The organism is Sphingomonas sp. CFBP 8765 (genome assembly GCF_014841445.1).
GTDB lineage: Bacteria > Pseudomonadota > Alphaproteobacteria > Sphingomonadales > Sphingomonadaceae > Sphingomonas > Sphingomonas aerolata.
In genome coordinates this window covers 262,708-275,467 of record NZ_JACYTY010000005.1, presented here as the reverse complement: position 1 = coordinate 275,467, position 12,760 = coordinate 262,708, and the positions used below count along the sequence as shown (strand labels likewise).

The 12,760-nt window shown below is 67.1% G+C and carries 12 protein-coding genes; 2 read left to right on the top strand and 10 right to left on the bottom strand.

Going from position 1 to position 12,760, the window contains the following annotated elements; genetic code table 11:
- Window positions 1-37 precede the first annotated feature (37 nt).
- The 6 genes from IFT87_RS14540 to IFT87_RS14515 all read right to left on the bottom strand — a co-directional run bounded on the left by IFT87_RS14540 (window position 38) and on the right by IFT87_RS14515 (window position 6,232).
- A complete protein-coding gene (locus IFT87_RS14540; protein ID WP_031439691.1) occupies window positions 38-514 on the bottom strand; it encodes a chemotaxis protein CheW in 477 nt (158 codons plus the stop codon).
- A 126-nt stretch (window positions 515-640) separates the two neighbouring features.
- Window positions 641-1,156: a chemotaxis protein CheW gene (locus tag IFT87_RS14535; protein ID WP_152555405.1), complete on the bottom strand. Its 516-nt coding sequence runs from the start codon at window positions 1,154-1,156 to the stop codon at window positions 641-643.
- A 2-nt stretch (window positions 1,157-1,158) separates the two neighbouring features.
- Window positions 1,159-3,171 carry a chemotaxis protein CheW gene (locus tag IFT87_RS14530; RefSeq protein WP_192191021.1) on the bottom strand — a complete coding sequence of 671 codons (2,013 nt, stop codon included), beginning with the start codon at window positions 3,169-3,171 and terminating at the stop codon, window positions 1,159-1,161.
- Window positions 3,168-3,536, bottom strand: a complete 369-nt coding sequence (locus IFT87_RS14525) for a response regulator (RefSeq protein ID WP_037528806.1) — start codon at window positions 3,534-3,536, stop codon at window positions 3,168-3,170. Before IFT87_RS14525 ends, IFT87_RS14530 begins: the two co-directional genes overlap by 4 nt.
- Window positions 3,533-3,916: an STAS domain-containing protein gene (locus tag IFT87_RS14520; RefSeq protein ID WP_128082099.1), complete on the bottom strand. Its 384-nt coding sequence runs from the start codon at window positions 3,914-3,916 to the stop codon at window positions 3,533-3,535. The genes IFT87_RS14525 and IFT87_RS14520 overlap by 4 nt, the downstream gene beginning before the upstream one ends.
- Before the next feature lie 147 nt (window positions 3,917-4,063).
- Complete coding sequence (locus IFT87_RS14515) at window positions 4,064-6,232, bottom strand: methyl-accepting chemotaxis protein (protein WP_052149022.1); 2,169 nt, start codon at window positions 6,230-6,232, stop codon at window positions 4,064-4,066.
- Between the two features lie 300 nt (window positions 6,233-6,532).
- Between IFT87_RS14515 and IFT87_RS14510 the strand changes: the two genes are divergently transcribed.
- Entirely contained in the window at window positions 6,533-6,730 is a 198-nt protein-coding gene (locus IFT87_RS14510) for a hypothetical protein (RefSeq protein ID WP_037528805.1), read from the top strand.
- A complete protein-coding gene (locus IFT87_RS14505) occupies window positions 6,727-7,386 on the top strand; it encodes a UPF0149 family protein (RefSeq protein ID WP_192191020.1) in 660 nt (219 codons plus the stop codon). Before IFT87_RS14510 ends, IFT87_RS14505 begins: the two co-directional genes overlap by 4 nt.
- A 69-nt stretch (window positions 7,387-7,455) precedes the next feature.
- Here IFT87_RS14505 and IFT87_RS14500 read toward each other — a convergent pair whose 3' ends face one another.
- The 4 genes from IFT87_RS14500 to IFT87_RS14485 all read right to left on the bottom strand — a co-directional run bounded on the left by IFT87_RS14500 (window position 7,456) and on the right by IFT87_RS14485 (window position 12,758).
- The gene (locus IFT87_RS14500; protein ID WP_192191018.1) at window positions 7,456-8,568 is read right to left on the bottom strand and encodes an alkene reductase; all 1,113 of its coding nucleotides are present in this window, start codon (window positions 8,566-8,568) and stop codon (window positions 7,456-7,458) included.
- Between the two features lie 334 nt (window positions 8,569-8,902).
- On the bottom strand, window positions 8,903-11,245 hold the full coding sequence (locus IFT87_RS14495; protein WP_192191016.1) for a xanthine dehydrogenase family protein molybdopterin-binding subunit: 2,343 nt from the start codon (window positions 11,243-11,245) through the stop codon (window positions 8,903-8,905).
- Window positions 11,242-12,231 (bottom strand): FAD binding domain-containing protein, encoded by a 990-nt coding sequence (locus tag IFT87_RS14490; protein WP_192191015.1) that lies wholly within the window; start codon window positions 12,229-12,231, stop codon window positions 11,242-11,244. The genes IFT87_RS14495 and IFT87_RS14490 overlap by 4 nt, the downstream gene beginning before the upstream one ends.
- Window positions 12,228-12,758 (bottom strand): 2Fe-2S iron-sulfur cluster-binding protein, encoded by a 531-nt coding sequence (locus IFT87_RS14485; RefSeq protein ID WP_051916497.1) that lies wholly within the window; start codon window positions 12,756-12,758, stop codon window positions 12,228-12,230. The genes IFT87_RS14490 and IFT87_RS14485 overlap by 4 nt, the downstream gene beginning before the upstream one ends.
- Window positions 12,759-12,760: the final 2 nt, after the last annotated feature.

The following is a 12,760-nucleotide window of genomic DNA, read 5'->3' as shown; positions in this document are numbered from 1 at the left end:
ATGAGGATTGGGTGTCAGGGGTCGCGACGCGACCCCGTCATGCGGCGCTGGCGTGCAGGGCGTTGACCTCGGCGCTGGAGAAGATCTGCGCGACATCGACCAGCACGACGAAACCCTCGGTCCGCTTGACCACCCCCGCAATATAGCGCGACGGCCAGCGGACGCCGATATCGGGCGCCGCGCCGATCTGGCCGCGGTCGAAGGTGCTGACCTCCAGCACCCGGTCGACGACGAGGCCTAGGACCAGGTTGCGCCCATCGACGGGGACATCGATCACGAGGATCCGCGTGCTCGGCGTCGGCGCGACCGGCGGCAGGCCGAGGCGGCGTCGCAGGTCGATCGTCGTTACGCCCTCGCCGCGCAGATCGGTCAGCCCCAGCAGATAATCGGGGCCGTTCGGAATGTGGAAGGTCTCGCTCCAGTCGAGAATCTCGCGGACCAGCGTGACGGGCACCGCAAAGGTCTCGGCACCCAGCCCGAAGGTCACGGCCTGCAGCTCTCCGGCGACGCTCATGCCGCGCACCCAGCACAGGCTGCGGAGCGGGGGCGTGCCGCACCACCTGGCCGGGACCCGCGGGACCGATCAGTGGCCGTCGCCGAGCATCGTTCGATTGACCCGTACATGTCGGTCCTTCCAGCGTCAGAGGAGTGCCGGCGCGAGCACGGCGGGGGTGGCGCGGCCACCGAGCAGCGGGTCGAAGATCCGCGCGATATTGACGAGGACGATGACGCCCTGCGGCGTACGCACCAGTTCGCGGATGAAATCGCGACGCCAGCGCAGGCCGACCGTAGGCGGGGTCTCGCTGGCATCGTGGTGCAAGGTCGCGACCTCGTGCACCTTGTCGGTGCGGATGCCGATCTGCGTCGGGACACCGTCGACGTCGAGCTCGACCACCACGATCCGGCTGTCCATCGTCGATTCCGCCGAGGGCAGGCCGAACGCCAGGCGCAGGTCGGCGATCGGGATGATCTTGCCCCGAAAGTTCGCGACGCTCGCGACCAGCCGGTCCGCACCCGGCACGACCGTTTCGGGCAGCAGGTCCAGGATCTCCCGGACAAGGACCGCCTCGACCGCGAACTTCTCGGCTTGCAGATCGAACGTCAGCACCTCGAGCCGGCCGTCTTCGTCCCACTGGGTTTCCGTCGTGTCTTCCATGGTCATGCAACGGCGCGAAGCCGCTCCTCCTGATGCTGGCCCAGCGCGACGAGCTGGACGACGTCGAGAATCAGCGCGACGCCGCCATCGCCGAGGATTGTCGCGCCGGCGAAGGTCGGGACGTTGCAGTGCACCGCCGACATCGGCTTGATCACGGTCTGGTGGCTGCCGATGATCTGATCGACCACCAGCCCGACCCGCTCGGTGCCGGTCGCGATGATGACGATCTTCTGGTGGACGCTGGGCTTCGTCCCCGTCGCGAACATCTCGCGCAGCCGGACGAACGGAACGAGCCGATCGCGCAGCGTGATGAAGCTCCGCCCGCGCGAACGCAGGTCTTCCTCGAGGCTGAGTTCGATGCATTCCTCGACCACGGCGAGCGGAATGACGTAGCGACCGTCGCCGACCCGGATCAGCAGCCCGTCGATGATCGCGAGGGTCAGCGGGATGCGCAGCGACATCGCCGATCCCTGGCCCGATACGCTCGCCACCTCGATCGTGCCGCGCAGGCTCTCGATCGTGCGTTTGACCACGTCCATCCCGACGCCGCGACCCGACAGGCTGGTGATCTGCGGTGCGGTCGAGAAGCCGGGATGGAAGATCATCTGGAGCAACTCCTGGTCGCTCACGATCTGTCCCGGCTGGAGCAGGCCGTGCGCCTCGGCCTTGGCGCGCACGCGCTCGCGGTCGATCCCGTGGCCGTCGTCGCGGATCGTGATGACGACCTCGCCACCCTCCTGACGCGCGGACAGCCGAACCTGCCCGACCTCGGGCTTCCCTGCGGCAAGGCGCCGCTCGGGCGGTTCGATCCCGTGATCGCAGGCGTTGCGGATCAGGTGGATCAGCGGATCGGCGAGCCGTTCGATCACCGTCTTGTCGACCTCGGTCGTCTCGCCGTCGGTCGACAGCTCGATCGTCTTGCCGGTATCGCGCGCGATGTCGTGGACGAGGCGGCGGAAGCGGCCGAACAGCGTGGCGACGGGCACCATGCGGAGCACCATCACCGTGTCTCGCAATTCGCTCGCCAGCCGCTCGATCTCCTCGGAGATGGAGCGAAGCGCGACGTCCGTCGCGTTGCTGCCGCTGCTATGCGCGAGCTGCGACAGCCGGCTCTGGACGATGACGAGTTCGCCCACCCGGTCCATCAGCAGGTCGAGGCGTTCGGCTGGTACCCGAACGCTTTCGCCGGTCTTGGGCGCGCCCCGGCCGTTCTGGGTGGTGGCCGGGTCGCGATCCTGCACCGGTGGCATCGTGTCGACCCGTGCGGGCGGGAGCGCAGACGGCGTCGTGCCCGCGTCGGACGGCGGCGCGGCGTCATCCACAGCGTCGCACGACGTGTCGCCGATCGCCTTGATCTGAAGGTCCAGGTCGTCGAGCACGAAGATGAAGACGTCCTCGAGGTCATCCCGCGACACCGCGCCGCGCACTTCGATATCCCAGCCGATATGGCATTCGGTCGGCACCAGCTCGGCAAGCGGCGGCACCTGGTCGGTCCGCGCGACGATCCGGCAGTCGCCGAGCGTGCGCAATTCATCGAGCAGCGCGAGCGGGTTGATGCCATTCTGCATCGCTTCGGGGGGCAGGCGGAGCGACAGCTGCCACCCCTGCAAAACGGGCGGCGCCTCCGGCGTCGGCGCGGGTGCGCCGTCCAGCGCCGCCTGCAGCTTTGCCAGGATCGCGTCACCCTCCGCCTTGCGGTCAGTCGCGTCGCCCTCGATCAGCGCGCGCATGTGATCCTGCGCGGACAGAATGACCGCGATCAGCTGTGGCGTGGCGGGGGTCAGGTTCTTGCGGACGCGGTCGAAGGCGGTCTCGCAGTGATGCGTGAAGCTGGCCAGCGCGTCGAAGCCGAACATCGCGCCCGAGCCCTTGAGCGTGTGCAGCCCGCGGAACACTGCGTCGATCAGCTCGTGATCGTTCAGCCGGTGACCGAGATCGAGCAAGCCCTGCTCGACCTGTTCGAGCACTTCGCCCGCCTCGACGCGGAATGCGGCGACGGGGTCGTTCTGGCTCACCGTCCGAGGACCTTGCGCACGACCCGGACCAGCTGTTCAGGAACGAACGGCTTGACCAGCCAGCCGGTCGCGCCGGCGGCCTTGGCCTGCTGCTTCATCGCATCCTCGGATTCGGTGGTGAGGAACAGGATCGGGGTACCGCATTGCGCGGGGTTCTTGCGCAGCGCGCGGATCATCGACAGCCCGTCCATGTTGGGCATGTTGAGATCGGTGATGATCATGTCGAAGCGGCTGCCGCTGGCCTTGCTCAGGCCCTGCGCGCCGTCGGCGGCCTCGCTGACGGTGTAGCCAGCCCCGGTCAGCGCCATGCGGATGGCGACGCGTATGCTGGTGGAATCATCGACGATAAGGATGGATGCGCTCATCGCGGCAAATCTCCGTGAAACCAGAAATTCTGATCGGCTGATGGGATATCGGTGAGGAAGCCCGCGCGCTCGAGCAGCGCCGCCAGCGCGTCGTGCACCGGCATTGCAAGGCGCAGGGACTTGCCGTCGCGTTCGGCCTGACGGCGCGCCGCGCAGACGAGCTGCAAAAGGCTGACATCGGCTTCGGCAACGGCGGAGAGATCGAGTTCGATCGCGTCATGCTGCTCGAGCTGTGACGCGAGGTCCGCGGCGAAGGGCACCACCGAGCTGGTCGTGACGGTGGCCGGTACAAGGATGATTTGCGCCATGCGTTCCCCCATTCTCTCCGACCGGCAGCTTCGCGCGGCCGGGTCCGCTGGTTCATTATAGACGGCGGCCAAGAGGTCCGTTCCGGACCCATCGCTTATTTTCGATCAGGTCGTCATTAACGCCGCAAGGCGATCGCGCCCGACGGCGCGATCGCCTCACCACAGCGTCAGCGGTTGCGTCTGATTACCGGCTAGGCCGCCCGTTGAAGCAATCCGCGCTCAGGCCGCCTGCGCGCCGAAAGCATCGTCGTCGGCGTCGGTGCCACCCTTGATCAGATCGAGCGCGAAGCCGTTCACGCGGGCCTGCTGGTCGGCGATAGAATTGGGCTTTGGCCGCTTGGCCTTGGCGCTTGGCCGTGCGGCGATCGGGCTGCGCGCGCTCACCTTGCGCTGCACCGCCGGGGCCGGCCGGCGATGGCCAAGGTCCGCCCCGCCGCCGGTCCGGAAATAGGCGATGCTGGCCTGGAGTTCCTCGGCCTGCGAGGCGAGCTCCTCCGACGTCGCGGTGATCTGTTCGGACGCACCGGCATTCTGCTGACTGATCAGGTCGAGCTGCTGGATCGCTTCGTTGATCTGTGCCGCGCCGATGTCCTGTTCACGGCATGCCGCGCTGATCTCGGCGACGAGTTCGGCGGTGCGGCTGATGTCGGGCACCAGCTTGGTCAGCATGTCGCCGGCTTCGGTCGCCGCGGCGACGGTCTGCGAGGACACCGATCCGATCTCTGCCGCTGCGACCTGACTGCGTTCCGCGAGCTTGCGGACTTCCGAGGCGACGACGGCAAAACCTCGGCCATGTTCACCGGCGCGCGCCGCCTCGACCGCGGCGTTCAGTGCTAGCAGATCGGTCTGCCGGGCGATCTCCTGGACGATACCGATCTTCTCGGCGATCGTCCGCATCGCGTTGACCGCGCGCTGGACCGCGATCCCGCTGAGTTCGGCGTCCTTCGCCGACTGGCGGGCGATCTTTTCGGTCTGCGCGGCATTGTCCGCGCTCTGCTTGATGTTGGCGGCAATCTCTTCCATCGCCGAAGACGCTTCTTCGGCAGCCGCCGCCTGCTCGGTCGCGCCTTGCGAGACCTGCTCGGAACTGGCCGACAGCTCCTGGCTTCCGGCCGAGACGTTGTCGGCGGCGCCGCTGGCCTTGCCGACGACGTTGCGCAATTGCTCGATCATCCGCACCAGCGCCTGGCCGAGGACATCCTTGTCGGACATGGGCTGGTGCGACACCGCCAGATCGCCATCGGCAATCTTGTCGGCCAGATCGGCACTCACCCGCAGATTGTCGACCATCCGCACGATCGCCTGTCCAAGCGTATCCTGATCGGACAATGGCTGATGTGCAAAGCTCAGATCACCGTCGGCGATCTTGTCGGCGAGACTGGCGCTTACCCGCAGATTGTCGACCAGCGCGTTGATCGAATCCTTCATGCGGCGGTGGTCGCCCTGGCAGGGGATCTCGACCATCTCGCGCAGGTCGCCGACGCTGGCGAGGTTCAGGACGCGATTGCCCTCCTCGATCGGCAGCAGCGTCGCGTCGAGCATCGCGTTGATCCCGCAGACCAGTCCGGCGAAATCGCCAACGAAGCGCGTCTCGTCACCGCGCTGGCCGAGCTCGCCCGCGGTCGATGCCTTGATCAGCCGTTCCACCTCGCCGATGATGTCGCGCAGGTTGCGCCGCAGCGTCTCGACGGTGTCGTTGATGAACGCCTTCTTGCCGGGAAAGGCTTCGAGCGGCGCGTCGAAATTGCCTTCGCCAAACGCCTTGATGCAGGCCATCGCCTTCTTTTTTACGGCGATATGGTTGGCGACCATGGTATTGACGCCGCGCGCCATGGTGCCGAAGTCGCCCTTGAACCGGTCGGCCGCGACGATGACGTCGATGTCGCCCTTGTCGTGCTCGGAGGACATGTGGTTCAGTTCGCTGATCAGGCCCTGCAGATTTGCGCGCAGCGTCTCGATCGTCTCGTTGATGAACGCCTTCTTGCCCGGGAAACGCTCTAGCGGGGCGGCGAAATTACCCTCGCTGAATTCCCTGACGCAGGCCATCGCGGATCTTTTGACCGCGATGTGGCTGCCGACCAGAAGGTTGAGCCGCTTGGCCATGACCGCGAACGTCCCGTGAAACTCGTCGATCGGCAGGATGGCGTCGATATCGCCCTTGTCATGCGCAGCGCTCCAGTCGTCGATCCGGGCGCTCAACTGGCCAACCGGGCGCAGCGCGCGATCGAGCATCTGGTTGATCGCGCAAAGCACCGTCTGGGTCTGGCCGTTGGCGAGCGAAGTATTCGCCCGTTGCGAAAAGTCACCATCGGCAAACATGCTCTCGAGGCGCGCCAATTCGGACGTGAGGACGTCTGACGAGACGCCGCCGAGGATCTTTGCCAACATCAACGGATTCCTTTGTGCTGCATCATGTGAATCGATAGCTCAAACAAACTGGCGGCGATTTGCCGTCGTCTAAATCTCACACGTCACGCCGATCTGGCCGCCAGCCGCGGAATCGGGGGACCGCCCATCAAGGTCAGCTTGATTATAGAGCGGTCAGGGCAGGGACGGTTTGGAGCGCGCGACAATTTTCGAGATTGCGATCCGGTGCGCCAAGAGGCTGCCACCCGCACGTCGATGCGTGCCGGATCATGGACGTGGTCTGCGCCTGTAAATCCTGACCGGTTCTGCTAGTGGACGGCGATGCTCAAAATACGAACCAAGCGCCAGGGGATGGTGACGGCGCGCGCGCTCGATCGGCTTGCGGCCGTCGAGGACTCGGTGAATGCTCTCGGCGACGAGGATCTGCTCGACCTCGCGGACATTTTCGCTGCGGGCGAGGCGACCCCGCTGCGCGAGATGGCGCAGGCCGAGATGCGCCGCCGCGCGCTCAGCCTGTGAAGCGATTCCCGTCGCGCTTCCGGCGCCTCGATGGCGCGCTCGCCGATCTCGCCGTCGAGGAACCGATGTTGCTCATCGAGCTCGACGGCTTCCTCACCGGGCTGCTGATCTCCCCGGAGGCGATCGCGCCGGGCGAGTGGATGACGGTGATCTGGGGAAGCGAGTCCGATGGCACGCCGCCCTTCGAGGATCCGCTCGACGTGCAATGGTTCGCCGATGCGGTGGCGGCGCGACGTGATGAGATCGCGCGCGACCTTGCCCGCGGCAAGCTTCAACCGATCTTCGACGTCGATGAGCGCGATGGTGAAGTTCTGTGGGAATATTGGATCGACGGCCTGACCGATGCGGTCGCGTTGCGCCCCGCGGCCTGGGATGCGCTGGCCGACGACCCCGCAAGGGCGGCCCCGTGGTCGCAGCTGGCAACGCTGATCGCGGTCGCGGGCAATGAGAGCGACCTCGACAGCGTTGAGATCAACGCGCTTCAGGACCGGGCGCCGGCCGAACTGACCGACGCCGTTCAGCGCTTGTACGCAGCGCAGGTGAGCGTCGCCGGCCCGTCGTCACCCGACGCATCGGCGACGACGGCATCGAAAGTCGGCCGCAACGATCCGTGCCCTTGCGGGTCGGGGAAAAAGCACAAGCGCTGCTGTGGCTGATCGGGGACGAGGGCGGCACGATGTGTGCCGGCCCCGCGTCCCCTCGGTCACCTCAGGCGCTCTGCCGCATTACGCGAGCTCGATCTTCCCGTTCATGCCGGGCCAGTCCGAATAGCCGACGGCGCCGCCGCCATACCAATATTGCTTCGGCGCCTCGGCCAGCGGCGCGCCGGTGCGCAGCCGGTCGACGAGATCGGGATTGGCGAGGAAGGGGCGACCGAAGCTGAACAGGTCGGCATTGCCTTCTGCCAGCGTCTTTTCGGCAAGCTCCAGCGTATACTGGTTGTTGGCGATATACGCGCCCGAGAAGCGTTTGCGCAGCGCCTGGAAGTCGACGCCGTCCGGCACGTCGCGCGTCTGCTGGGTCACGCCTTCGATATCGTGGATGTACAGCAGCCCGATCTCCGACAGGGCATCGACGAACGTGTCGAAGGTCCGCCCGACCTGGCTGTCGAGCGGGGTCTTGCCCGGCTCGGTCGTCGCGGGCGAGATGCGGATCCCGACGCGGTTTGCGCCCCAGACATCGACGACGGCGCGAACGACGTCGAGCGGGAAGCGCAACCGGTTCTCGATCGTGCCGCCATAGACGTCGCTGCGCTGGTTGGTGCTGTCGCGGATGAACTGTTCGAGCAGATAGTTGTTCGCGGCATGGACCTCGACGCCGTCAAACCCCGCGGCCTTCGCCTGTTCGGCAGCGCGGCGGTAATCCTCGACGATCGCGGGGATCTCGTCCGTCTCCAGCGCGCGCGGGGTGACGAAATCCTTCATCCCGTCGTTCGTGAAGGCCTGGCCCTCCGCCTTGATCGCGGACGGCGCGACGGGGAGCGCGCCGTCGTGGAGATCGGGATGCGAGATGCGGCCGGTGTGCCACAGCTGCAGGAAGATCGCCCCGCCACGCCGATGGACGGCCTCGACGATCGGCGTCCATGCGGCGACCTGCGCGTCCGACCAGATGCCGGGCGTCATCGCATAGCCGCGCGCCTGCGACGAGATGTTGGTCGCTTCGCTGATGATGAGGCCGGCATCGGCACGCTGCGCATAATAGTCGGCAACAAAGTCGGGCGGTACACCCTCGTCGCTCGAGCGGCTGCGCGTCAGCGGCGCCATGACGATACGGTTCTGCAGTCGCAGTTCGCCGATCGTGACGGGCTGCAGGACGGGGCTGTCGGTCTGGTCGGACATGATCTGATCTTCCGTTGGCGTGGGGGAAAAGGGGGGCAGGAAGCTGTAACGCGCGAGCAGCCGCTAGATCCCGGCACGGCGGTAAGGGGAAGTGTCATCGCGACAGAACAGGACGACCTTCCGTATCCGGTTATGAGACACGGGCGCGGGTGTCGATGCTCGACCCCAACGGGATTTAGGCGATCACGGGCGGCTGTTGCTTCGGGGTCATCCGAAATCGCGTCACGAAGGCGCTCGAGGCCGCAAACGGTTCGCAACGCGGCGGGTGGGGCAGCACAGCGCCGGTCGGCGACCGCCCGACCGGCGCGTGTCGCGCTTCCCCTAAAGGGCCACCCTATAGCAGCTTGTCGAGGGTGATCGGCAGATCGCGGACGCGCTTGCCGGTGGCGTTGTAGACCGCGTTGGCGACCGCCGCCGCGACGCCGGTGATGCCGATCTCGCCGATCCCGTGCGCACCCATCGGTGTGTGGGGATCGGCGATATCGGTCCAGATGACGTCGATTTCCGGAACGTCGAGGTGCACGGGGATGTGGTATTCGGCGAGGCTGGGGTTCATGACCCGGCCGTTGCGCTCGTCGAACTGCGTCTCCTCCATCAGCGCCATGCCGAGCCCCATGATGATCCCGCCGCGGAACTGGCTCTTTGCCGTCTTGGGGTTGAGGATGCGCCCGCAGTCGAACGATCCGAGGATGCGGCTGACCCGTGTCTCACCGGTAATCGCATTGACCCGCACCTCGCAGAAGATCGCGCTGTGCGAGTGCATCGACCAGTGCATCAGTTCGAGCGGTTGCGACGCCGCCGCGGTGACGGTGACGCTGTCGCGCTGCGCACGCGTCAGGATCGAGGCGTAGCTTTCACGCTGCGACGGGTCGTCGATCTTCGCCAGCCCGGCATCCTCGCTGCCAACCGTATCCGCCGACAGCCCCGCGAGGGGCGAGTCGTTGCCGGCCAGCTTGAGCAGCTCGGCGACCAGTGCGTTATGCGCCGCGATGACGGCCGCGCCGATCGCCGCGGTCTGCTGCGATCCCCCCGCCATGATCGCGCCCGGGATCGAAGAGTCGCCATAGCCGACCTGGACCTGATCGAGCGACAGACCCAGTCGTTCCGCGCCGACGATCGCGGTGGTGGTCGAGGTCCCCATGCCCATTTCCGCCGCCGCGACCTCGATCAGCGCGCGCACGGCGTCGCCGTCCCGCGTGAGGGTGATGCGCGCCTGTGCGCCGGGCATCCGGTAATAGGGATAGGTCCCTGTCGCGCAGCCCATGCCGATCTGCCATTCGCCATCGCGGCGCGTGGCCGGTTCGACACTGCGATCCGCCCAGCCGAAATGATCCGCACCGTTGCGCCACGCCTCGACGATATGGCGCGAGGAGAAGGCGAGGCCCGACGTCGGGTCCTTCTCCGGCTCGTTGCGGATTCGCAGCTCGACCGGGTCGATGCCCAGATCGACCGCGAGTTCGTCGACCGCGCATTCCAGCGCGAAGGTACCGACCGCCTCGCCCGGTGCGCGCATGAAGGTGTTGGCCAGCATGTTCATCCGCGCGATATCGACCTGCAGGCTGATATTGGGGCAGGCATAGGCGGCGCGCGTGCCGAGGATGAACGGCTCGGGCATGTTGTTGTGCGGCGTCATGATCGACAGCCCGGTGTGGACCAGCGCATCGAAGCGGCCCTCCGCGGTCGCGCCGATCGCCACCCGCTGCTCGGTGAGGGATCGCCCGCCGACGACGCGGTACACGCCCTCGCGCGACAGCGTGATCCGCACCGGGCGGCCTGCCAGCTTCGCCGCGGCGGCACCGATGATCTGGTGATCCCACAACCCCTTGCAGCCAAAACCGCCGCCGACATAGGGCGAGGTCAACCGGACGTTGTCGGGCTTTAGATCGAAGACCTCGCCGATCGTCTGCGCCTGGGCGGTGACCATCTGGCTCGCGTCGTGGATCACCAGCGCGCCGTCGATCCATGCGATCGTCGCGGCATGCGGTTCGATCGGGTTGTGGTTGTGGCGCGGGGTGCGATAGATCTGATCGACGACATGCGGCGCCGTGGCGAGCGCGGCGTCGGCATCGCCGATCCGGTTGTGCAGCGGCTGGCCCATGAACAGGCCCGGTTCGCGACCGTTCGCCTTCGCGCCCTCGAGGCTGGTCGTCGACGGCTCCGCGGCATAGGTGAAGCCGAGCAGCGAGGCGGCATGGTCGGCCTGTTCCTGAGTCTCGGCGAGGACGCAGGCGATCGGCTGCCCGTTCCAGTGGATGCGGTCGTCCTGCAGGATCGGCAGGTCGGCGGGGCCCACCGCGGTCGGGGACGAGCCGAACACGCCCGGCGTGTTCATCCGTGGCGCGTTGAGGTGGGTCATCACCAGGACGACACCCGGCGCGGCTTCCGCGGCCGCGCTGTCGATCGCCGTGATCCGGCCGCGCGGGATCGTCGCATAGGCGAGTGCCGCATAGGCCAAGTCGTCGAAGCGGAACTCCGCGGCGAAGCCTGCCTCGCCCTTGACCTTCAGCGCGCCGTCGCGCCGCGATACCGGCGTACCGATCAGCCCGTGCTTGTGTGCGATCAGCGGATCGGGCCGGCCGCCGGGAATCCAGCTGTCGGGTGCCAGCGGAACGAGCTTCTCCATCGCGCCCTGCATCAGGCCCTGCGCCGCCTGCTTTGCGCTATCGATGATGCTCATGCCACGTCTCCCTTCGCCAGCTCGGCCAGCACCGCGGCCAGCGTTCGCGTCGCCAGTTCGGGCTTGAACGCATTGTCGCGAAGCGGCCGCGCATCGGCGAACTCCGCGGCTGCGGCCGCCCGGAAGGCGGCCTCGTTGGGCAGCTCGCCGCGCAGCGCGGCCTCTGCCTTGGTCGCGCGCCATGGCTTGTGCGCGACGCCGCCGAACGCGATCCGGACGTCGGCGATCCGGTCGCCGTCCATCTCGATCGCCGCCGCGACCGAGATCAGCGCGAAGGCGTAGCTCGCCCGGTCGCGCACCTTGCGATAGGTCGAGCGCGCCGCGACACCGAGCGGCGGCAGTTCGATCGCCGTGATCAGCTCGCCTGCCGCCAGCACGGTGTCGAGGTCGGGCCGATCGCCGGGCAGGCGGTGCAGCTCGCCAAAGGGCAGCGTCCGCGCGCCGTCGCGTCCCTCGATATGCACGACTGCGTCGAGCGCGGTCAGCGCAATGCACATGTCGGAGGGATGCGTCGCGACGCAGGCATCGGATGCGCCGAGAATCGCGTGGATGCGGTTGAACCCTTCGCGGGCATCGCACCCCGTACCGGGCACGCGCTTGTTGCAGTGCGATCCGTCGGTGTCATAGAAATAGGTACAGCGCGTACGCTGCAGCAGGTTGCCGCCGACCGTCGCCATGTTGCGGATCTGCGCAGACGCCCCCGCCAGGATCGCGCGCGACAGCATGGGATAGCGCGTTCGCACGCCGTGATGCTCGGCGACCGCGGTGTTGGTAGCGGCCGCGCCGATCAGCAGTCCGCCCTCTGCCGTCTCGGTGACCGCAGCGGACAGGCGGGTCACGTCGACCAATGTCTCGTGGCGGGCGACGGTCTCACGCATCAGGTCGACGATATTGGTGCCGCCGCCGAGAAAGGCCGCGGTTTCGCCCGCACCCAGTCGTACGGCATCGTTCACGGTATCGGCACGCAGGTAAGTGAAAGGCGTCATGCCGCCATCTCCGCGCTCGTCTCGGCTGTCGCCTGTGGCGCCATCGTCGCCTGGATCGCATCGATGATGCCGTTATGCGCGCCGCAACGGCACAGATTGCCGCTCATTCGTTCCTGGATCTCGTCGCGGGTCAGGACCACGTCGGCGGCGAGGTCGGCGCTGACATGGCTTGGCACGCCGCGGCGCACCTCCGCGGCCATGCCGATCGCTGAGCAGATCTGCCCGGGTGTGCAATAGCCGCACTGGAACCCGTCATGCTCGATGAACGCCGCCTGCAACGGGTGAAGCGCCGCGGTCTCGGCCAGGCCCTCGATCGTCGTGATCTCACGTCCGTCATACTGGACCGCCAGCGCGAGGCAGGACAGGATCCGCTCGCCATCGACCAGCACCGTGCAGGCCCCGCACGCGCCCTGATTACAGCCTTTCTTGGTGCCGGTCAGGTGGAGCGTCTCCCGGAGGTGGTCGAGCAGCGATACACGGGGATCCGCCGGTCCCGGGACGGCGTTTCCATTGACAACGAACGACATGG

Coding starts and splice junctions, on each gene's coding strand:
- IFT87_RS14540 (WP_031439691.1), bottom strand. CDS start 514: ATGAGCGTCGCCGGAGAGCTGCAGGCCGTGACCTTCGGGCTGGGTGCC.
- IFT87_RS14535 (WP_152555405.1), bottom strand. CDS start 1,156: ATGGAAGACACGACGGAAACCCAGTGGGACGAAGACGGCCGGCTCGAG.
- IFT87_RS14525 (WP_037528806.1), bottom strand. CDS start 3,536: ATGAGCGCATCCATCCTTATCGTCGATGATTCCACCAGCATACGCGTC.
- IFT87_RS14515 (WP_052149022.1), bottom strand. CDS start 6,232: ATGTTGGCAAAGATCCTCGGCGGCGTCTCGTCAGACGTCCTCACGTCC.
- IFT87_RS14510 (WP_037528805.1), top strand. CDS start 6,533: ATGCTCAAAATACGAACCAAGCGCCAGGGGATGGTGACGGCGCGCGCG.
- IFT87_RS14500 (WP_192191018.1), bottom strand. CDS start 8,568: ATGTCCGACCAGACCGACAGCCCCGTCCTGCAGCCCGTCACGATCGGC.
- IFT87_RS14495 (WP_192191016.1), bottom strand. CDS start 11,245: ATGAGCATCATCGATAGCGCAAAGCAGGCGGCGCAGGGCCTGATGCAG.
- IFT87_RS14490 (WP_192191015.1), bottom strand. CDS start 12,231: ATGACGCCTTTCACTTACCTGCGTGCCGATACCGTGAACGATGCCGTA.
- IFT87_RS14485 (WP_051916497.1), bottom strand. CDS start 12,758: ATGTCGTTCGTTGTCAATGGAAACGCCGTCCCGGGACCGGCGGATCCC.